The 22,552-nt window shown below is 73.9% G+C and carries 4 protein-coding genes; all 4 read left to right on the top strand.

The window, feature by feature from the left end; genetic code table 11:
- On the top strand, positions 1–1,609 hold a 1,609-nt coding region (locus ACFRAR_RS12655), incomplete at its 5' end, for a beta-ketoacyl reductase (protein ID WP_380697661.1).
- A 2-nt stretch (positions 1,610–1,611) separates the two neighbouring features.
- The gene (locus tag ACFRAR_RS12650; RefSeq protein WP_380697659.1) at positions 1,612–19,125 is read left to right on the top strand and encodes an SDR family NAD(P)-dependent oxidoreductase; all 17,514 of its coding nucleotides are present in this window, start codon (positions 1,612–1,614) and stop codon (positions 19,123–19,125) included.
- A 2-nt stretch (positions 19,126–19,127) separates the two neighbouring features.
- Positions 19,128–21,380: a cytochrome P450 gene (locus tag ACFRAR_RS12645; RefSeq protein ID WP_380697658.1), complete on the top strand. Its 2,253-nt coding sequence runs from the start codon at positions 19,128–19,130 to the stop codon at positions 21,378–21,380.
- The gene (locus ACFRAR_RS12640) at positions 21,380–22,543 is read left to right on the top strand and encodes a macrolide family glycosyltransferase (RefSeq protein WP_380697656.1); all 1,164 of its coding nucleotides are present in this window, start codon (positions 21,380–21,382) and stop codon (positions 22,541–22,543) included. The genes ACFRAR_RS12645 and ACFRAR_RS12640 overlap by 1 nt, the downstream gene beginning before the upstream one ends.
- The last annotated feature ends 9 nt before the right edge of the window (positions 22,544–22,552 follow it).

The raw sequence follows: 22,552 nt of genomic DNA, 5'->3' as shown, positions 1-22,552 counted from the left end.
GGCGACCACCGAACCGGACATCCCGGTCCACCACGCCACCTCGCCCGTCGAGACCCTGCGGGTGATCCAGGACTTCCTCACCACGGACACCCCGCGCATGGTGGTCGCCACGCGCAACGCCGTGCCGGTTCGGCCGGGCGAGGACGTCGACCCGCAGGCCGCCGCCGTCTGGGGCCTGGTCCGGTCGGCCGCCGCCGAGCACCCCGGCCGGTTCGTGCTGGTCGACGGTGACGACGGCGACGAGGTCCGGCTGGCCGGCGACGAACCCCAGCTCGCGATCCGCGTCGGCGCCGTTCACGTCCCCCGCCTCGAACGCGCGCGGGCCGAACCGCTGCCCTCGCTGCTCGGCCCCGAGGGCACGGTGCTCGTCACCGGCGGCACCGGCACCCTGGGCGGCGCGATCGCCCGCCACCTCGCCGTCCGGCACGGCGTGCGGCACCTGCTGCTGGTCGGCCGGCGCGGCCCGGACGCCCCCGGCGCTGCCGCGCTGACCGCCGACCTGGCCGCGCTGGGCGCGACCGCCGACATCGTGGCGTGCGACGTGTCCGACCGCGAGGCGGTGGCGCGGCTGCTCGCCGAACACCCGGTCACCTCGGTGATCCACGCCGCGGGCACGCTGGCCGACACCGTCGTGGAATCCCTCACCCCGCAGCAGTTCGCGCGCGTGTGGGAGCCGAAGGCCCTCGCGGCGCGGCACCTCCACGAACTGACCTCGGACCTGGAGGCGTTCGTGCTGTTCTCGTCGGCGGCCGGTGTGCTGGGCGGCGCGGGCCAGGCGAACTACGCGGCGGCGAACGCGTACCTCGACGGCCTCGCCGCGCACCGGCACGCCCAGGGACAGCCGGCCGTGTCGCTCGCCTGGGGCTACTGGGCGGAGGCCAGCGGCATGACCGGCGGTCTGACCGCCACCGACCGGCACCGCCTGACCAGGGCCGGCGTACGGCCGCTGCCGACGACGGACGCGCTGGCCCTGTTCGACGTCGCGCTGACGGCGGGCACCCCCACCCTCGCCCCCGTCAGGTTCGACCTGCCGGCGCTGCGCCGCGCCGGCGACCCGCCCGCCCTGCTGCGGGAGCTGGTACGGCCCCGGCGCAGGCAGGCCGCCGACCGGGTGTGGACGCAGGCCGACGTGCGGCAGCTCGTCGTGGCCCAGGTCGCCCTCGTCCTGGGGCACTCGTCACCGGAGGCAGTCGACCCCGACCAGGCGTTCACCGACATCGGGTTCGACTCGCTCACCGCCGTGGAACTGCGCAACCAGCTCGACGCGGACACCGGCCTGCGCCTGCCCGCCACGCTCGTCTTCGACCATCCGACACCGGCCCGCCTCGCCGCCTTCGTGCACACACGGCTGCACGGCACCGGCCCCGACCCCCTGCTCGCCGAACTCGACCGGCTCAAGTCGACCCTGGACGCGGCAGCCGCCGACGCCGACTACGAGACCGTCGCGGCCCGCCTCGAAGCACTTCTCGCGGCCTGGACCGCCCAACGCACCGGCTCCGCGGCCGGTGTCGACGAGGCCAGCGACGACGAACTGTTCAGCCTTCTGGACGATGCGCACCGCAGGACCCAGGTCATCCGCTCGGGCGAGTCCCGCAACGGCGAGGAGTAGCGATGTCTGACGAAGAGAAGCTCCGCACTTACCTCAAGCGCGCCACGGCCGACCTGGGAGTGCTCAGCAAGCGCCTCTCCGACATGGAGGAGGCCGCGCGCGAGCCGATCGCGATCATCGGCATGGGCTGCCGCTACCCGGGCGGGGTGGAGTCCCCGGACGGCCTGTGGCGGCTCGTCTCGGACGGTGCCGACGCGATCACCGAATTCCCGCCGGACCGTGGATGGGAGGTCGTCTACGACCCGGACCCGGACCGGCCGGGCACGACCTACAGCAGATCGGGCGGCTTCCTCGCCGACGGCGCCGGCTTCGACGCAGGGTTCTTCGGGATCTCGCCGCGTGAGGCGTTGGCGATGGATCCGCAGCAGCGGGTGCTGCTGGAGACCGCCTGGGAGACCTTCGAGTACGCCGGCATCGACCCGACCACGCTCGGCGGCAGCCGCACAGCCGTGTTCACCGGCCTGTGGTCCTCCGGCTACGGCAACCAGCCGCCGCCGGACCTCGAAGGTTTCCTCGCCACCGGAACAGCCACCAGCGCCACGTCCGGGCGGGTGTCGTACCTGCTGGGGCTGGAGGGTCCGGCGGTGTCGGTGGACACGGCGTGCTCGTCCTCGCTGGTGGCGATCCATCTGGCGGCGCAGGCGCTGCGGGCGGGGGAGTGCTCGCTGGCGTTGGCCGGCGGGGTGACGGTGATGGCGACGCCGGCGGGGTTCGTCGAGTTCTCGCGGCAGCGGGGGCTTGCGGTGGACGGGCGGGTGAAGGCGTTCGCCGAGGCCGCTGACGGTACGTCCTGGGGCGAGGGCGCGGGGTTGGTGCTGCTGGAGCGGCTGTCGGACGCCCGTCGCAACGGCCACCGGGTGCTGGCGGTGGTGCGGGGCTCGGCGGTGAACCAGGACGGCGCGTCGAACGGGCTCGCGGCGCCGAACGGGCCGTCCCAGGAACGCGTCATCCGGCAGGCGCTGGCGAACGCCGGACTGTCGACGGCGGACGTGGACGCGGCGGAGGCCCACGGCACCGGGACCACCCTTGGCGACCCCATCGAGGCCCAGGCCCTCCTGGCGACCTACGGCCAGGGGCGGGACGAGCCGTTGTGGCTGGGGTCGGTGAAGTCGAACATCGGGCACACCCAGGCGGCGGCGGGTGTGGCGGGTGTGATCAAGATGGTGATGGCGATGCGGCACGGGCGACTGCCGCGGACCCTCCACGTGGACGCGCCGACCTCCCACGTCGACTGGTCGGCGGGCCGTGTCTCCCTGCTCACCGAGGCCCGGCCGTGGCCGGAGACGGGGCGTCCCCGCCGTGCCGGCGTGTCGGCGTTCGGCATCAGCGGCACCAACGCGCACGTGGTGATCGAGGCGGCCGCCGAGGAGCCGGCCCTGGTTCCGGCGGGGTCCCCGGGCGGGGTGGTGCCGTGGGTGCTGTCGGGCAAGTCGGATGTGGCGTTGCGGGAGCAGGCACGTCGGCTGGGGGCGTTCCTGGCCGGGCATCCGGGGGTCGGCGCGGTCGCGGTGGGTCGGGCGCTGGCAGGGCGGTCGCGTTTCGACCACCGTGCGGTGCTGAGCGGTGTGGAGGCGTTGGACGCCCTGGCGGAGGGCGGCACGGCGCCGGATCTGGTCACCGGGACCGTCCGTCCACTGGGTCGGTCGGTGTTCGTCTTCCCGGGGCAGGGCGCTCAGTGGGTGGGGATGGGTGGGGAGTTGTACGGCTCGGAGCCGGTGTTCCGGGAGGCGATCGACGCGTGTGACGCGGCGTTGGCGCCGTACACCGACTGGTCGCTGGTGGAAGTGCTGATCGGTGGCGGCTCGCTGGAGCGGGTGGATGTCGTGCAGCCCGCCCTGTTCGCGGTGATGGTGGCGCTGGCGGAGCTGTGGCGTGCCCATGGTGTGGAGCCCGACGCCGTCGTGGGGCACTCGCAGGGGGAGATCGCGGCGGCGTGTGTGGTGAGGGCGTTGTCGTTGAAGGACGCCGCCAAGGTGGTCGCTCTGCGCAGCAGGGCCCTGGTCGCTCTGGCGGGCCAGGGTGGGATGGTGTCGGTCGGCCTCGGGCATGGGCGGGCCGCCGAGTTCGTGGCCCGCTGGGACGGCCGGCTGACGGTGGCGGTGGTCAACTCGGCGGACAGCGTGGTGGTGTCGGGTGATCTGGACGCGCTGGACGAACTGCTGGCGGCCTGTGAGGCCGATGGCGTCCGCGCCCGCCGCCTGCCGGTCGACTACGCGGCCCACTCGGCGCAGGTCGAGGCGATCCGCGAGCAACTGCTGACCGACCTCGCCGGGATCGAGCCGAGGACCGCGGACGTCCCCTTCCACTCCACGGTGACCGGCGAGGAGATCGACACCTCCGGCCTCGACGCCGACTACTGGTACCGCAACCTCCGCGAACCCGTGCTGTTCGACCAGACCACCCGTGCACTGCTCGACCACGGCCACACCGTCTTCGTCGAGGTCAGCCCGCACCCGGTCCTGGCCTCCGCCGTCGAGGAGACCGGTCACCACCACGGCTCCGACCTCCTCGTCACCGGCACGCTCCGGCGCGACCAGGACGACTTCCTCACCCCGCTCGGCCGCCTGCACGTCCATGGTGTCCCGGTCGACTGGCGGTTCCCGGACGACATCGAGCCCGTCAGCCTGCCGACGTACGCCTTCCAGCGCGAGCCCTACTGGCTGCGGCCCGTCCCGACGGCGTCCGGCGACCACCCCCTGCTCGGCACGTTCGTGGAACTGCCCGACGGCGCGGTGCTCAGCGGACGGATCTCGCTCGCCACCCACCCCTGGCTGGCCGACCACGCCGTGCGGGGCTCCGTCCTCCTGCCCGGCACCGCGTTCGCGGAGATGGCGGCGTACGCGGCCGGCCGGCTCGGCCACGCGGTCGAGGAGCTGGTGCTCGAAACGCCGCTCGTCCTCGACGACACCCCGGTGCACCTCCAGGTCGTCGTGGGCCCCGAGGCCGACGGCCGCAACCCGCTCACGGTGTACTCGCGTGACGGCGACGAGTGGGTGCGGCATGCCACCGGGACCCTGGGCGAGGAGCCGGTGCCGGCCGCCTGGGACTGGCCGTCGCCCGGCGAGCCCCTCGACGTCGACGGGCTCTACGACTCGCTGTCCGTGCTCGGCTACGAGTACGGGCCGGCGTTCCAGGGCGTCACGGCGGCCTGGCGGGTCGGCGACACCGTCTACGCCGAGGTGGAGCTCCCCGCCGAGGAGCCGTTCGCCCTGCACCCCGCGCTGCTCGACGCCGCGCTGCACCCCATGGCGTTCCTCACCGACCGCACCGGCCTGCCGTTCGCGTTCACCGGAGTGGCGATACGGCCCGCGGGCCGCGGGCCGCTACGCGTACGCCTGTCCGCCACCGGGCCGGACACGTACACCGTGGCCGTGGCCGGTCCGGACGGCACCCCGGTCGCGGTCATCACGTCGCTGACCGTCCGGGACGCCACCGCCGTCCCGGACAGCCTGTACGCACTCGACTGGGTCCCCTTCGCAGCGGCATCGACGGGCGGCGGCCCCGCGGACCTGGCCGTCGGTGCGGACCCGGTCGTCGGTGCGGACCCGGTCGTCCCCACGGACCTGGTCGTCCACGAGGTGCCCGGGCCGGAGCCCGAGGCGGACACCGTCGAGGCGGCGTACGAGAGCGCGCGGAGCGTACTCGCCGTGATCCGGGACCACCTGGAGGGCGAGCGGACGCGGCTGGCGGTCGTCACCCGCAACGCCGTCGCCGCCGCGCCCGGCGACGTGGTCGGCCTCCACCACTCGATGGTCTGGGGTCTCGTCCGCGGCGCGCGGGCCGAGCACCCCGGGCGGTTCGTCCTGGTCGACGCCGACCCGACCTGGGACCCCGCGCTGATCGCCGGCACGGACGAGCCGGAACTGGCGGTACGCCAAGGGACGCTGCGCGTCCCCCGCCTGGTCCGCGTCGGCGCGGGCCTCACCCCGCCGGACGGGACCTGGCGGCTGGAGGACACGGGCACCGGCAGCATCGACGACCTGGCGCTGGTGCCCCGCCCGGAACTCATGGAGCCGCTGGAGCCCGGACAGGTCAGGATCGCCACGCGGGCGGCCGGACTCAACTTCCGGGACGTGCTGATCGCCCTCGGCGTCTACCCCGGCGAGGCCCTGATGGGCGGCGAAGGCGCGGGCGTCGTCCTCGAAACCGGCCCGGACAGCCGGTTCCGGCCCGGCGACCGGGTCATGGGCCTGGTCCCCGGTGCCTTCGGCCCGGTCACCGTCGCCGACCAGCGGCTGCTGGTCCGGATGCCCGACGACTGGTCGTTCGCCAGGGCCGCGTCAGTGCCCGTGGTGTTCCTGACCGCCTGGTACGGCCTGCGCGACCTGGGCGGCCTGAAGGCCGGTGACCGGGTCCTGATCCACGCCGGCACCGGCGGCGTCGGCATGGCGGCGATCCAACTGGCCCGGCGGCTCGGGGCGGAGGTGTTCGCCACCGCCGGCCCGGCCAAATGGCACACCCTGCGCGCCCTGGGACTGGACGAGGACCACATCGCCTCGTCGCGCACCCTGGAGTTCGAGCAGAAGTTCCCGCCCGTGGACGTGGTCCTGGACTCGCTGTCCGGCGAGTTCGTCGATGCCTCCCTGCGGCTGCTGGTGCCCGGCGGCCGGTTCGTGGAGATGGGCAAGACCGACATCCGCGACGCGGCCGACCATCCCGACCTCGTCTACCGGGCTTTCGACATCGCCGACGCGGGGCCGGAACGGCTCGGCGAGATCCTGGACGCCGTCGTACGGGCCTTCACGGACGGCGGGTTCGCACCGCTGCCGTTGGACGTGCGCGGGGTCCGGGACGCGGTCGACGTGTTCCGGTTCATGAGCCGGGCCGCTCACGTGGGGAAGATCGTCCTCACTGTTCCGGCGGGTCTCGATGTGGCCGGCACGGTGCTGATCACCGGTGGTACGGGGACGCTGGGTGGCCGGGTGGCCCGGCATCTGGTGGTCGAGCGGGGTGTGCGGCATCTGGTGCTGGTCAGTCGTCGTGGTGGCGGGGCGGCGTTGTGCGAGGAGCTGGCGGGGCTGGGCGCGCAGGTGACGGTGGTGGCCTGTGACGTGGCCGACCGGGAGGCGCTGGCGGCCGTCGTGGACTCGATCCCGGCCGAGCATCCGCTGACCGCCGTCGTGCACGCGGCGGGCGTGCTCGACGACGCCGTGGTGGAGTCCCTGACCCCCGAACGTCTCGCCGCGGTCTGGGAGCCCAAGGCGCGGGCCGCGTGGAACCTGCACGAGCTCACCCGGGGGCGGGACCTGGCGGCGTTCGTCCTCTTCTCCTCGGCGGCCGGGACGCTCGGCAGCCCCGGGCAGGCCAACTACGCCGCGGCCAACACCTTCCTCGACGCCCTCGCCGTCCACCGGCGCGCCCTCGGACTGCCGGCGATCTCGCTGGCCTGGGGCTACTGGGCCGAGGCCAGCGGCATGACCGGGCACCTGACCGAGGCCGACCAGGACCGGCTGACGCGAGCCGGGGTCGTGCCGCTGGCCACCGACCACGCCCTGTCGCTGTTCGACGCGGCCCTGGCCACGGACCGGGCCGCGCTGGTGCCGGTGCGCCTCGACCTGTCGGTGATGGCGGGCGCCCCGGCGGTCCCGGCGGCCCTCAGGGGTCTCGTCTCCCGCAAGGCGGCCCGTCGCCCGGCGCGGCGCGGCGCGATCGCCGACCGCCTGCGGTCACTGCCGGAGGCCGAACGGCTGCGAGCCGCACTCGACCTGGTCACCGCCGACACCGCCGCCGTGCTCGGTCACCGCGAACCGGGGGCCGGATGGGAGCGGCAGCCGTTCAAGGACCTCGGCTTCGATTCCCTGACCGCCGTGGAACTGCGCAACCGGCTCAACACCGCCACCGGCCTGCGGCTGCCCGCCACCCTCGTCTTCGACCACCCCACCCCGCGGCAACTCGCCGAGCACCTGCTGAGCGGGATCCTCGGTGCGGGTACGGGTGTGGTGCCGGTGGTGCCGGTGGGGGTTCCGGTGGCGAGCGATCCGGTGGTGATCGTGGGCATGGGGTGCCGGTTGCCGGGTGGGGTGGGCTCGCCGGAGGAGTTGTGGGGCCTGGTGTCGGGTGGGGTGGACGCGATCGGGGGGTTCCCGGGTGATCGCGGGTGGGATGTCGAGGGGCTGTTCCATCCGGACGCGGACCATCCGGGGACGTCGTACACGCGGTCGGGTGGCTTCCTCGCGGATGCGGCGGGGTTCGATGCCGATTTCTTCGGGATCTCGCCGCGTGAGGCGTTGGCGATGGATCCGCAGCAGCGGGTGCTGTTGGAGACCGCGTGGGAGACGTTGGAGGACGCGGGGATCGATCCGACGTCGTTGCGGGGCAGTCAGACGGGCGTGTTCACCGGTATCTGGTCCTCCGGCTACGGCGGAGACCAGGCACCCGTCGACGCCGAGGGCTATCTCGGTACGGGTGCCGCGACCAGCGTGACCTCCGGCCGGATCGCCTACCTGCTGGGGCTGGAGGGCGCGGCGGTCTCACTGGACACCGCCTGCTCGTCCTCGCTGGTGGCGATCCACCTGGCGGCGCAGGCGCTGCGCTCGGGGGAGTGCTCGCTGGCGTTGGCCGGCGGGGTGACCGTGATGGCGACCCCGCTGGGGTTCACGGAGTTCTCGCGCCAGCGCGGCCTGGCCCCCGACGGCCGGTGCAAGCCCTTCTCGTCGACGGCTGACGGTACGGCATGGGGTGAGGGCGCGGGGCTCGTGCTGCTGGAGCGGCTGTCGGATGCCCGTCGCAACGGTCACCGGGTGCTGGCGGTGGTGCGGGGTTCGGCGGTGAACCAGGACGGCACCTCCAACGGCCTCGGGGCGCCGAATGGTCCCTCGCAGGAGCGGGTGATCCGACAGGCCCTCGCCAATGCGGGGTTGGAGGCGTCCGAGGTGGACGCGGTGGAGGCGCACGGCACCGGCACGACGCTCGGCGATCCCATCGAGGCACAGGCGCTGTTGGCGACGTACGGCCGGGACCGGGTGGAGCCGTTGTGGCTGGGGTCGGTGAAGTCGAACATCGGCCACACCCAGGCGGCGGCCGGTGTGGCGGGTGTGATCAAGATGGTCATGGCGATGCGGCACGGGCAGTTGCCGCCGACGCTGCATGTGGATGCGCCCACCTCGCACGTCGACTGGGAGTCAGGAAACATCCGGCTGCTCACCGAGGCCCGGCCCTGGCCCGAGAGCGGCCACCTGCGTCGCGCGGGCGTCTCGGCGTTCGGCATCAGCGGTACCAACGCGCATGTGGTGATCGAGGCGGCTGCTGAGGAGCCGGCCGAGGAGCCGGCCGGGGTTTCGGCGGGGTCCGCGGGCGGGGTGATGCCGTGGGTGGTGTCGGCCAGGTCCGAGGCGGCGTTGCGGGAGCAGGCGCGCCGGCTGGGCGCCTTCACCGCCGCCCATCCCGAGGTGAGTGCGGCGGCGGTCGGGGGTGCTCTGGCCGCCCGCACGGTGTTCGAGCACCGAGCGGTGCTGAGCGGTGTGGAGGCGTTGGAGGCCCTGGCCGAGGGCGGCACGGCGCCGGGTCTGGTCACCGGGACCGTCCGTCCGCTGGGTCGGTCGGTGTTCGTGTTCCCGGGGCAGGGTGCGCAGTGGGTGGGGATGGGTGGGGAGTTGTACGGCTCGGAGCCGGTGTTCCGGGAGGCGATCGACGCGTGTGACGCGGCGCTGGCGCCGTACACGGACTGGTCGTTGGTGGAGGTGCTGACGGGCGGTGGGTCGCTGGAGCGGGTGGATGTGGTGCAGCCCGCCCTGTTCGCGGTGATGGTGGCGCTCGCTGAACTGTGGCGTGCCCATGGTGTGGAACCCGACGCCGTCGTCGGGCACTCGCAGGGGGAGATCGCGGCGGCGTGTGTGGTGGGGGCGTTGTCCCTGGACGACGCGGCCAAGGTGGTCGCTCTGCGCAGCAGGGCCCTGGTCGCTTTGGCAGGCCAGGGTGGGATGGTGTCGGTCGGTCTCGGGCATGGGCGGGCCGCCGAGTTCGTGGCCCGTTGGGACGGCCGGCTGACGGTGGCGGTGGTCAATGCTCCGGGTTCGGTCGTCGTGTCGGGTGATCTGGACGCGCTGGACGAACTGCTCGCGGCCTGTGAGGCCGACGGCGTCCGCGCCCGCCGCCTGCCGGTCGACTACGCGGCCCACTCGGCGCAGGTCGAGGCGATCCGCGGGCAGCTGCTGACCGAACTCGCGGACATCCGGCCCCGGCCCGCGGCGATTCCCTTCCACTCCACGGTCACCGCGGAACCCGTCGACACCTCCGCGCTCGACGCCGACTACTGGTACCGCAACCTCCGCGAACCCGTGCTGTTCGACCAGACCACCCGGCTGCTGCTCGCCTCGGGCAGCGCCCCCGTCTTCGTCGAGATCAGCCCGCACCCGGTGCTCACGCCCGCGCTGGAGGAACACGAGACGGGTGTGGTGACCGGGACACTGCGCCGCGACCACGGCACCCCGGCCGAATTCCTGGCCGCCGCGGCGCGGCTGTTCGTCGCGGGTGTGCCGGTGCGGTGGCCGCTCCCTGAGGGGGAGCCGGTGGCGCTGCCCACCTACCCCTTCCAGCGGACGCGGTTCTGGCTCGCCGGAGGCGCGGGAGACGTGTCCGCGGCCGGGCTCGACTCGGTGGACCACCCGCTGCTCGGCGCCGCCGTCGAGGTGGGCGAGCAGCGGATCCTGACGGGTCGGCTCTCCCTGGCCACCCACCCCTGGCTCGCGGACCACTCCGTGCTGGGGACGGTGCTGCTGCCCGCGACGGCGTTCGTGGAACTGGTGGTGCGCGCGGCCGGGACGACAGTGGAGGAACTGGTCCTGGAGGCGCCACTGGTGGTGCCCGCGGACGGCGCGGTGGACGTGCAGGTCGTCGTGGGCGAGCCGGACGGGACCGGCCGCCGCACGGTCGACGTCCGGTCCCGTACGGACGGTTGGGTGCGGCACGCCACCGGCACGGTGAGCGGGCAGCCTGTGGTCGGGCGGGCCGTGATCGGCCGGGAGCTGACGCACTGGCCGCCGGCCGGCGCGGCACCGGTCACCGGGCTCTACGACACGCTCGCCGCGGCGGGCTACGAGTACGGGCCGGCCTTCCAGGCCGTGCAGGCGGTGTGGCGCCGCGGCGACGAGGTGTTCGCCGAGGTCACCGTGCCGGACGCGGCCCGGTTCTCCGTCCATCCGGCCCTGCTGGACGCAGCCCTGCAACCGCTGGCGCTGCTGTCCGGCACGGAAGGCGCCGTGCGGCTGCCGTTCTCGCTGGGCGGGATCGCGGTCCACCGCACCGGCGTGACCTCCGCACGCGTGCGGCTGACGGTGGTGCGCCCCGGCACGTACGCCGTCCACCTGGCGGACCGGTCCGGCGAGCCCGTGGCGACCATCGAGGCGCTGACCACCCGTCCGATGGCTGAACGCGGCCCGCTGTACGCCCTCGACTGGATTCCGCTGACCCCCGGCGAAGGCGCGCTCGGCGACGCCGTCGTCTCGCCCGGCTCGGTCGCCGAGGCGCTGACGGCCGTCCAGGACTTCCTGGCCGGGCCCGGCGAGCGGCTCGTGGTGCGTACGCGGGGCGCGGTCGCCGTCGTTCCCGGTGACGGGGTGAGCGACCCGGAAGCCTCGGCCGTCTGGGGCCTGGTCCGGTCCGCGCAGTCCGAGCACCCTGGCCGGTTCGTGCTGGTGGACGCCGACGAGCTGCCCGACGGCCTGTCGGTCGGCGACGAGGACCAGGTGGCGGTTCGCCAGGGGGCCGTCTACGTGCCCCGGCTCGTGCGCTCCGCACCGGAGGCGTTCGACGGACGGCTGACGCAGTCGGACACGGGCAGCCTGGACGACCTCGCCTTCCTGCCGTACGAGCAGGCCCCGCCCGGGCCCCGGGAGGTGCGCGTCGCCGTGCGGGCGGCCGGCCTGAACTTCCGGGACGTGCTGATCGCCCTCGGCGTCTACCCGGACCCGGCGCTGCTCGGCAGCGAGGGCGCGGGCGTCGTCACCGAGGTCGGCGCCGAGGTCACCGGGCTGCGGCCGGGTGACCGGGTCGCCGGGCTGCTGCCCGGCGCGTTCGGCCGGGTGGCCGTCGCCGACCACAGGGTGCTGGTGCGCATCCCCGACGAGTGGACGTTCACCCAGGCCGCCTCTGTGCCGATCGCGTTCCTGACCGCGTGGTACGGCCTGCGCGACCTGGGCGGGCTGAAGGCCGGCGACCGGGTGCTGATCCACGCCGGGGCCGGCGGCGTCGGCATGGCGGCGGTCCAGCTCGCGCGGCTCTGGGGCGCGGACGTCCACGCGACCGCCGGCCCGGGCAAGTGGGACGCGCTGCGGGCCCTGGGGCTGGACGAGGACCACATCGCCTCGTCCCGGACCCTGGAGTTCGCCGACCGGTTCGGACCCTTCGACGTGGTGCTGAACTCGCTGTCCGGTGAGTTCCTGGACGCCTCCCTGCGGCTGCTCGCGCCCGGCGGGCGGTTCGTGGAGATGGGCAAGGCCGACATCCGGCCCGGCGTGCTGGCCTTCGACCTGGCCGACGCGGGACCGGAGCGGCTGGGGGAGATCCTGGCCGAGGCCGTCCGGCTGCTCAGCACGGGCGAGCTGGGTCTGCCACCACTCACCACCTGGGACGTCCGCCGCGCGCGGAACGCCTTCCGGTTCATGAGTCGGGCCGCTCACGTGGGGAAGATCGTCCTCACTGTTCCGGCGGGTCTCGATGTGGCCGGCACGGTGTTGATCACCGGTGGTACGGGGACGCTGGGTGGCCGGGTGGCCCGGCATCTGGTGGTCGAGCGGGGTGTGCGGCATCTGGTGCTGGTCAGTCGTGGTGGTGGCGGGGCGGCGTTGTGCGAGGAGCTGGCGGGGCTGGGCGCGCAGGTGGCGGTGGTGGCCTGTGACGTGGCCGACCGGGAGGCGCTGGCGGCCGTCGTGGACTCGATCCCGGCCGAGCGTCCGCTGACCGCGGTCGTGCACGCGGCGGGCGTGCTCGACGACGCCGTGGTGGAGTCGCTGACCCCGGAACGGCTCGCCGCGGTCTGGGAGCCCAAGGCGCGGGCGGCGTGGAACCTGCACGAGCTCACCCGGGGGCGGGACCTGGCGGCGTTCGTCCTCTTCTCCTCGGCGGCCGGGACGCTCGGCAGCCCCGGGCAGGCCAACTACGCCGCGGCGAACGCCTACCTCGACGGCCTGGCCGCGTACCGGCGTGCCCTGGGCCTGCCGGGGGTGTCGCTGGCCTGGGGCTACTGGGCCGAGGCCAGCGGCATGACCGGGCACCTGACCGAGGCCGACGGCGAACGCCTCGCCCGCGCGGGGCTGCCGCCGATGGCGACCGACTACGGACTCGGGCTGTTCGACGGGGGCCTGGACACCGCGGAACCGGCGGTGGTCGCGGCCAGACTCAAGGTGTCCGCACTGGGCGACCGGCCGGTGCTGCGCGCGCTGGCACGCGCCCGCAAACCGGTGCGGACCACCGGACTGGCGGGCGAGCTGGGATCGCTCCCCGAGGCCCGGCAACGCGAGATCCTGCTCGACCTGGTCGGCACCCACGCCTCGGCCGTGCTGGGCCGCGGCGACGAGATCGATGCCGACGTGGCCTTCAAGGAGCTGGGCTTCGACTCGCTCACCGCGGTGGAACTGCGCAACCGGCTGTCCGCGGTCGTCGGGGTACGGCTGACCGCGACGATGGTCTTCGACCACCCGACCCCGGCCCGGCTGGCCGAATACCTGCGTGAGGTGGTCCTCGGCAAGGAACGCCGGACTGCCGCGCCCGTGCCGGTCGGTGTTCCGGTGTCGGGTGATCCGGTGGTCGTCGTGGGCCTGGGGGCCCGGTATCCGGGTGGGGTGGGGTCGGCGCAGGAGCTGTGGGACCTGGTCGCGGGCGGGGCGGACGCGGTGGGGGAGTTCCCCTCGGATCGTGGGTGGGACGTGGGTCGTCTCTACGATCCGGCCGGTGCTCCGGGGACGTCGTACACGCGGTCGGGTGGTTTTCTGGGGGACGCGGGTGGCTTCGACGCGGCGTTCTTCGGGATCTCGCCGCGTGAGGCGTTGGCGATGGATCCGCAGCAGCGGGTGCTGCTGGAGACGGTGTGGGAGACGTTCGAGGACGCGGGGATCGATCCGACGTCGTTGCGGGGCAGTCAGACGGGCGTCTTCACCGGTATCTGGGCATCCGGCTACGCGGGCGGAGTGGACCAGATCTCGCGAGACGCGGACGGCTATGTGGCCACCGGCACGGCGACGAGTGTGACCTCCGGGCGGGTGTCGTACCTGCTGGGGCTGGAGGGTCCGGCGGTGTCGGTGGACACGGCGTGCTCGTCGTCGCTGGTGGCGATCCACCTGGCGGCGCAGGCGCTCCGCTCGGGGGAGTGCTCGCTCGCCCTGGCCGGCGGGGTGACGGTCATGGCGACACCCGCCGCCTTCATCGACTTCTCCCGCCAGCGGGGGCTCGCGGTGGATGGGCGGGTGAAGGCGTTCGCCGAGGCCGCCGACGGTACGGCGTGGGGTGAGGGCGCGGGTGTCGTGCTGCTGGAGCGGTTGTCGGACGCCCGACGCAACGGCCACGAGGTGCTGGCGGTCGTCGCGGGAAGCGCGGTCAACCAGGACGGCGCGTCCAACGGCCTGACCGCGCCGAACGGTCCGTCGCAGGAGCGGGTGATCCGTCAGGCCCTCGCCAATGCGGGGTTGGAGGCGTCCGAGGTGGACGCGGTGGAGGCGCACGGCACCGGCACCACGCTCGGCGATCCCATCGAGGCCCAGGCACTCCTGGCGACGTACGGCCGGGATCGGGTGGAGCCGTTGTGGCTGGGGTCGGTGAAGTCGAACATCGGGCACACCCAGGCGGCGGCGGGTGTGGCGGGTGTGATCAAGATGGTGATGGCGATGCGGCACGGTGAACTGCCGCCGACGCTGCACGTCGATGCGCCGACCTCCCACGTCGACTGGTCGGCGGGCCATGTCTCCCTGCTCACCGAGGCCCGGCCGTGGCCGGAGACGGGGCGTCCCCGCCGTGCCGGCGTGTCGGCGTTCGGTATCAGCGGTACGAACGCGCACGTGATCCTGGAGGCGCCGGCCCTGGACCCGGCCGAGGAGATGTCGCCCGAGTCCCCTGCCGACGATCCGGCTTCCGCAGCCGTCGTTCCGGTGCCGTGGCTGCTGTCGGCCAAGTCCGAGCAGGCGCTCCGGGCCCAGGCCCGCCGGCTACAGGCGTACGCGGCCAAGGCCCCCGACACGGACGGAATCGGCGCCGCGCTCGCCGCGCGGACCCGGTTCGCCCACCGGGCCATGGTGACCGGACCGGAGGCACTGGCGGCCCTGGTGCGCGGAGAGGCGCATCCCGGGCTGGTGACCGGCGAGGCCAGTGCCTCGGGCAGGTCGGCGTTCGTGTTCTCCGGTCAGGGTGGTCAGTGGGCGGGGATGGGGCGTGGTCTGTACCGCGAGTTCCCGGTGTTCGCGGGGGTGTTGGAGGAGGTGTGCGGGCTGCTGGGCCTGCCGGTGGGGGTGTTGTTCGAGGACGGGGAGGGGGTGCTGGGGGAGACGGAGTTCACCCAGGGTGCGGTGTTCGCGTTGGAGGTGGCGCTGTTCCGGCTGGTGGAGTGGCTGGGTGTGCGGCCGGACTTCGTGGTGGGGCATTCGGTGGGTGAGGTGGCGGCGGCTCATGTGGCGGGTGTTCTGGGTCTGGAGGACGCGTGTGTGCTGGTGGGGGCGCGGGGCCGGCTGATGCGGGGGCTGCCGGGTGGTGGGGCGATGGTGTCGCTCCAGGCGTCGGTGGAGGAGGTGGCGGGCTCGTTGCTGCCGGGGGTCGAGGTGGCGGCGGTCAACGGGGTGGACGCGGTGGTGGTGTCGGGGGACGAGGCCGTGGTGGAGGCGGTCGCTGAGGTGTGGCGGGGCCGTGGTCGCCGGGTGCGGCGGTTGGAGGTGAGTCACGCGTTCCATTCGGCGCGGATGGATCCGGTGCTGGAGGAGCTGGGCCGGGTGGCGGCGGGTCTGTCGTTCGGTGAGCCGGTGATTCCGGTGGTCTCCACGGTGGCGGGGTGCCCGGTGGAGATGGGGGAGCCGGGGTACTGGGTGCGGCAGGTGCGGGAGCCGGTGCGGTTCGCGGACGCCGTGGAGTGGCTGGTGGGCCGGGGGGTTTCGGGGTTGGTGGAGGTGGGTCCGCATCCGTTGCTGGTGGGGGCGGGGTTGATGCGTCGTGGTGGTGATTCTCCGGAGCGGTTGTTCGCGGGGTTGGGGCGGTTGTGGGCGGATGGCGCGGTGCGCTGGACGCCACCCGCGACGACAACGACGACAACAGCGGCGGCGGTGGGGAGGTCGGACGTGCGACTGCCTTCGTATGCCTTCCAGCACCGGCACTACTGGCTCCAGCCCACCACCCCGGCGGAGGGCCCGGACACGCCGGACCACCCGCTGCTGCGGTCCCTGGTGAAGCTCCCCGATGGGCAGGGCGTGGTGCTGACCGGGAAGCTCTCCGCGTCCGTCCACCCGTGGCTGGCCGAGCACACCGTGCTCGGTTCGACGCTGCTGCCCGCGATGGCGTTCGTGGACATGGCCGTCCACGCCGGGGAGCACACGGCCAGCCCCGTCCTGTCCGAGCTCGTCCTGGAGGCGCCGCTCGTGCTGTCCGAGCGCGACGGTGTGCACGTGCAGGTCACCGTCGGCGCGCCCGACGACACCGGACGCCGGCCCGTCACCGTCCACTCCCGCACCTCCGCCGAGCCCGACGAGTGGACCCGCCACGCGACCGGCGTGCTCGGCACGGAGGCGGACCGGGCGACCCGGGCCGACGGGACGGCCGTGCCCGGGGAGGACGACAGCGAGGCCGCGCCGGTCGACATCGGCTCGCTCTACGACCGGCTCGCCGACGCCGGCTACGACTACGGGCCGACCTTCCAGGGGCTCACCGGCATCCGGCGGCACGGCGAGGACCTGCACGCCGAGGTGAGCTTCCCGGCGGACCCCGCGCAGCTCACCGGCTTCCGCGTCCACCCCGCGCTCCTGGACGCCGCCATCCAGCCGCTGACCCTGCTCGCCGGCCTCGCGGCCGAGGAGGACGGCGCCGACGGCGGCCCGGCGCGACTGCCCTTCTCGTTCTCCGGTGTGTCGGTCACCGGTTCGGCCGCGACGGTCCGCGTGGTGCTGCACCCGACCGGGCCGGACACCTACGCGGTGCGGATCACCGACACCGCCGGCATGCCGGTCGTGAGCATCGACGAGATCGTCCTGCGGCCCGTCGAGGCGACGGGCCACGGGGCCGGGCGCCGGCCGAGCACGCTGTTCGCCGTCGACTGGACCCCGATGGCGGCACCGGACGGCCCGGAGACCGAGACGGTCCTCCACGAAGTCCTCCACGAGGGGGTCGGCGAGGTCGTCGGAGAGGGCGAACCGGTCGCGGCCGCCCACGCGGTGACCCGGGAACTGCTCGGCAGGGTCAGGGAGTTCCTGGCCACCGACACGCCGGCCCGGCTCGTGGTCCTCACCGGCGACGACCTGGCCTCGGCCGCCGCCCGCGGCTTCCTGCGCAGTGCGCACAGCGAGAACCCCGGGCGGATCCTGACCGTCCGGCACGACGGCACGGCCGCCTCACGACGGGCGATCCCCGCCGCGGTGCGCGGCGCCGTGAGCGACGGCGAGCCCGAGATCCGGTTGAGCGACGGAACCGTCCTCGTGCCGAGGCTGGTGAGGGCCGCTCCGGCCGCTCCGGCCGCCCCGACCGCCCCGGCCGGGACCCTGGACCGCGCGCCCCTGGACGGCACCGTGCTGATCACCGGCGGCACCGGCACCCTCGGCGTCCTGGTCGCCCGGCACCTGGTCGCGCGGCACGGCGCCCCGCACGTGGTGCTCGCGAGCCGCCGAGGCGTCGAGCCGCCCGGGCTCCGGCAGGAGCTGGGCGCCGCCCTCACCGTGGTCGCCTGCGACGCCGGTGACCGCGGGGCACTGAGGGATCTCGTCGCCTCGATCCCCGACCTGCGGATCGTCGTGCACGCCGCCGGGGTCGTCGACGACGCCGTGGTGGGATCGATGACACCGGAACAGATCGACACGGTGCTGCACTCGAAGGCCGATGCCGCGTGGCACCTCCACGAGGCCACCGAGCACCTGGACCTGCGGGCGTTCGTGCTGTTCTCCTCGGCGTCCGGGGTGTTCGGCGCCCCCGGGCAGGCCAACTACGCCGCCGCGAACGCGTTCCTCGACGCGCTCGCCGAGCACCGGCACGCGCGCGGTCTGCCGGCCACCTCCCTGGCCTGGGGCCAGTGGGCCGGGTCCAGCGGCATCACCGGGAACCTGACCGAGGCCGACCACCGCCGGCTGGCGAGGACCGGGATGCTGCCGCTGGCCACCGAGCAGGCCCTCGACCTGTTCGACACGGCCCTGTCCGACACCGCCCTGACCGGCGAGCGCCCGACGCTGGTGCCGGTCCGCCTCGACCTCGCGGCGATCGACACCCCGCCCGCGCTGCTGCGCGGACTCGCCCGGCCGCGGCGCGCGCCGGCCCCGGCGGCCGGTCCCGGCGACCTGCGGGCCAGGCTCGAAGCCCTGCCCGAGCCCGAGCAGCGCGCCCTGCTGCTCGACCTGGTCGTCACGCACAGCGCGAGCATCCTCGGGATGGCCCCCGGCGGGATCGACGACCCGCGTCAGCTGTTCCGCGACCACGGCGTCGACTCGCTGACCGCCATCGAGCTGCGCAACCGGCTCAACGCGACCACCGGGCTCCAGCTCCCGGCGACCCTCGTCTTCGACTTCCCGACGCCCGAACAGCTCGTCAACCACCTCTACGGGCAGCTGTGCTCGCCGGAGAACCGGGTCGCCGGGCCGATGGAGCGCCTGCTGCGCAAGGCCGTCGACGTCGGCCGCGCGCAGGACGGCCTCGACCTGCTGGCCACGGCGTCCCGGCTGAGCCCGGCCACCGACGCGCCCGAGGCCGAGGCGGTCGCCCTCGCGGCCGGCTTCCTCCAGCCGTCGCTGGTCTGCCTGCCGTCCGCGCTGGCGTCCGGCGGCATCGAGGAGTACGGGAGGTTCGCCGCGGCGCTGGAGGCCGTCCGCGACGTCACGGCGGTCACCCTGCCGGGCTTCGCCGGCGACCCGCTGCCCGCGGACGCCGACGTCCTGGTCCAGGCACTCGCCGATGCCGCGTCGGCCGTCGCCGCGCCGGTGCTGGTCGGCCGTTCGGTCGGCGCGTGGCTGGCACTGGCGACCGCCGGGGAACTGGAACGGCGGGGGGCCCGGCCCAGCGCCGTGGTGCTCATCGACGGCTACCCCGACGACCTGCCGGGTGTGCTCACCGGCATGCTCGACGCCGGCCACCAGGTCCAGCCGGTCGACGACGACCGGCTGGTGGCCATGGGCCGTTACCTCGATCTGGCCGGCGCCCCGGAGCCCGTCACCGCGCCGGTGCTGCTGGTGGGCACGGGGACGCGCTCGTGGCCCCGGCTGTCCACCACCGCCCAGGAGGCGCTCACCGTCTCGGGCGACCACTTCACCGTGCTGGAGGAGCACTCCTCGGCCACGGCGCTGGCCATCAGCACATGGCTCCTCGACTTCAGCGGATACGGGGCCGGACTGTCCGTACTCAGGGGAAAGGACTAGACATGATCTGGGACAACGTCTACATCGGCGGAACGGGGCGGTATCTGCCGCCCCGCACGCCCGCGACGCAGGCCGTGCCGGACACCGAGACCATGCGGCGGCTGCTCGCGCTGTCGGACTTCGTGTCGTTCACCCGCTCCGACGACGTCACCGAGCACGCGATGGCCGTGCACGCGGCGATGGGAGCCCTGCGCGAGTCCGGCCTCAGCGGCGCCGACATCTCCATGGCCGCCTACGCCCAGATGGACCACCAGGACCACATGGCGTCCTCCTGCCACCTGCAGCGCGTCCTCGGCCTCGGCCACGCCCTCGTCTACGAGGTCGAGGCGACCAGCAACGGCGGCTCGGCCGCGCTGCAGTCCGCCGCCGCGCACCTGGTGGCCGACCCGGCCGCGACCGCGACCCTGGTCACGGCCACCGCCCGGTTCCTGCCGCCGCGGTGGGAACGCTGGCAGCCCACCATCGGGGTCTTCCTGGCCGACGGTGCGGCCGCGGCCGTGCTCAACCGCGAGGGCGGCCGGGCGCGGCTGGTCGCGACCGCCAACAGCTCCGCGACCCAGATGGAGGTCCTCGCCACCCCGACGATCCCGGACCCCAAGGGCCACCGCAACCGTACGCCGATCGAGGTCACCGGCCTGGCCCCGTATCTGACGCTGATGAGCGGGGCACTGGTCACCGGGGTCGAGAAGGCGGCCAAGGAGGCCGGCGTCAGCGTCGCCGACATCACCAGGTTCGTCGTCACCGGTCTGGGCCTGGCCCAACTGGAGGTCGTCGTGCTGGAGCCGCTCGGCATCGACCTGGGCCGCACCACCTGGTCGATGCTGCGCGAGTTCGGCCACGTCGGGCCGTGTGACCAACTGCTCGGCATCGACCACCTGCTGCACGACGAGACCCTCAAGCCCGGCGACACCATCATGTCGATCGGCCTCGGCATGGGCTCGCGGTTCACCGCGTCCCTGCTGGAGGTCACCGAGCCTCCCAAACCCCGTACGACCACCGTCTTCACCCAGCCGGTGCGCGCGCCGATCCCGCCCGCCGACGCGTACGTCATCGACCCCTCGGGCGGCGACATCTTCGGCGAGGCCGCCGCCCTGCGCGAGCGCGGCCCGGCCACGCCCGTCGAACTGCCCGGTGGCGTGTCGGCCTGGGCCGTCACCGGGCACGACCTGGCGAAGAAACTGCTGCTCGACCCGAAGGTCTCCAAGGACGCGAACAAGCACTGGCCGATGTGGCGCGACGGCGACATCCCGCCGGACTGGCCGCTGATCATGTGGGTCGCGATGCAGAACATGTTCACCGCCTACGGGGCCGACCACACCCGGCTGCGCAGCCTGGTGGCCAAGGCGTTCACCCCGCGCCGTATCGAAGCGACGCGGCCGCGCGTCGAGGAGATCACGGCCGCCCTGATCGCCGACCTGGCCGCGGTGCCGCCGGGGCAGACGGTCGACCTGCGCGCGCGGTTCGCGTTCCCGCTGCCGATCCAGGTCATCACCGGATTGTTCGGGGTGACCGCGCGGACGGGTGCGGACCTGCGGCGGCTGGTGGACGCGGTGTTCAGCCTCGACGCGGACCCGGCGGGCGTGCAGGCCGCCTCCGGCGAGCTGTACATGCTGCTCAAGGAACTCGTGGCCGTCAAACGGCGCGACCCCGGCGACGACATGACCAGCGACCTGATCGCCGCGCAGGACGCGGACGGCACACGACTGTCCGAGCGGGAACTGCTGGACACCCTGCTGCTGACCATCTCCGCCGGCTTCGAGACCACGGTCAACCTGCTCGACCACGCCGTCCACGCGCTGGCCACGCACCCGTCCCAGCTCGCCCTGGTCCTGTCCGGGAGCAGCACGTGGGAGGACGTGGTGGACGAGACCCTGCGCTGGCAGGCGTCGGTGCCGAACCTGCCGCTGCGGTACGCGGTGGAGGACATCGACGCGGACGGCGTGCGGATCCGCAAGGGCGAGGCGATCCTGCTGTCCTACGGCGCGGCCGGCCGCGACCCGGCGCAGCACGGGGCCGACGCGGAGGAGTTCTCCGTCACCCGGCCGTCGCGGGCCGACCACCTCACCTTCGGGCACGGCGTGCACTTCTGCCTCGGCAGCCCCCTGGCGAAGCTGGAGGCGACGACGGCGCTGTCCGCGCTGTTCTCCCGGTTCCCCCGGCTGAGGCTGGCCGTCCCGTCGTCCGAACTCGAGCCGCTGGGTTCCTTCTTCACCAACGGGCACAAGACTCTTCCGGTCATCCTGGAGGAGGGCTGATGGCCCATTTCGCCTTCGTGAGCGCGCCCGCGTCCGGGCATGTGAACCCGACCCTGCCGCTCGTCGAAGAACTGGTCCGGCGCGGTCACCGGGTCAGCTACGCCACGGGACCGGCCACCACGGACGCCGCCCTCGCCGCCGGGGCGTCGCCGGTGACCCTGCCCTCGCAGCTGCCGCCCGACCTGGCGGCGCGGGGCGAGTTCACGGCGGAACAGCTCGCCGTGACGATGGAGCACTACCTCGACGACGCGCGGGCCTCCTTCCCCGTCCTGGCCGGGCACTTCGAGGCCGACCCGCCGGACGCGGTGTGCTACGACTCGGTGACCTTCACCGGGAGGATGCTGGCGAGCCTGCTGGAGGTGCGGGAGATCTCCCTGGTGCCGACCTTCGCGGAGAACGAGTCCTTCTCGGCGGCGCAGGTGTACCTGCCGGCCGACTTCGACCACACCGACCCGCGGCTGGTGGCCGCGATCCAGGACATGGGGAAGTTCGCGCTGGGCCACACCTTCCTCGAGGACCCGGACCTGATGTTCGGCCACGTGGCCCCGACGAGCCTGGTGTTCATCCCCCGTGAGTTCCAGATGTCGGGGGACACCTTCGACGAGCGCTTCCACTTCGTCGGGCCCTCGCTGAGCAGCCGGCAGGCCGCTGAGGAGTGGAGCCCCCGGTCGCGGGCCCCGGTGCTGCTGATATCGCTGGGAACCGTCTTCAACGACCGGCCCGAGTTCTACCGGACCTGCGTCGAGGCGTTCGGGGACAGCGACTGGCAGGTCGTCATGGCGGTGGGCGGGCTCGACCGGGAGTCGCTGGGCCCGATCCCGGCGAACGTCGACGTGCACGCCCACGTGCCGCAGGTGGCGGTGCTGCGGCACGCCGAGGTGTTCCTGAGCCACGCCGGGATGAACTCGGCGATGGAGTCCCTCTACCACGGGGTGCCCTTCGTGGCGGTGCCGCAGATCCCGGAACAGCGGGCGGTCGCCCGGCGGGCGGAGGAGCTGCGCGTCGGCAGGATGCTCGCCGAGCCGACCGTGCGGGGCCTGCGCGACGCCGTCCGGGACGTCCGGTCCTGCCGCCCCCGGGCGGCGGCCCTGAGCCGGATCGTGCGCGGTGCGGGCGGCGCGTCGAAGGGGGCGGACGTCCTGGAGGAGCTGCTGACGCGGTAGCGGCCGGGC

The organism is Kitasatospora sp. NPDC056651, assembly GCF_042792155.1.
Classification (GTDB): Bacteria; Actinomycetota; Actinomycetes; order Streptomycetales; family Streptomycetaceae; genus Kitasatospora.
The sequence above is the reverse complement of the archived record's forward strand: the minus strand, read 5'-3'. Positions and strand labels throughout refer to the sequence as shown.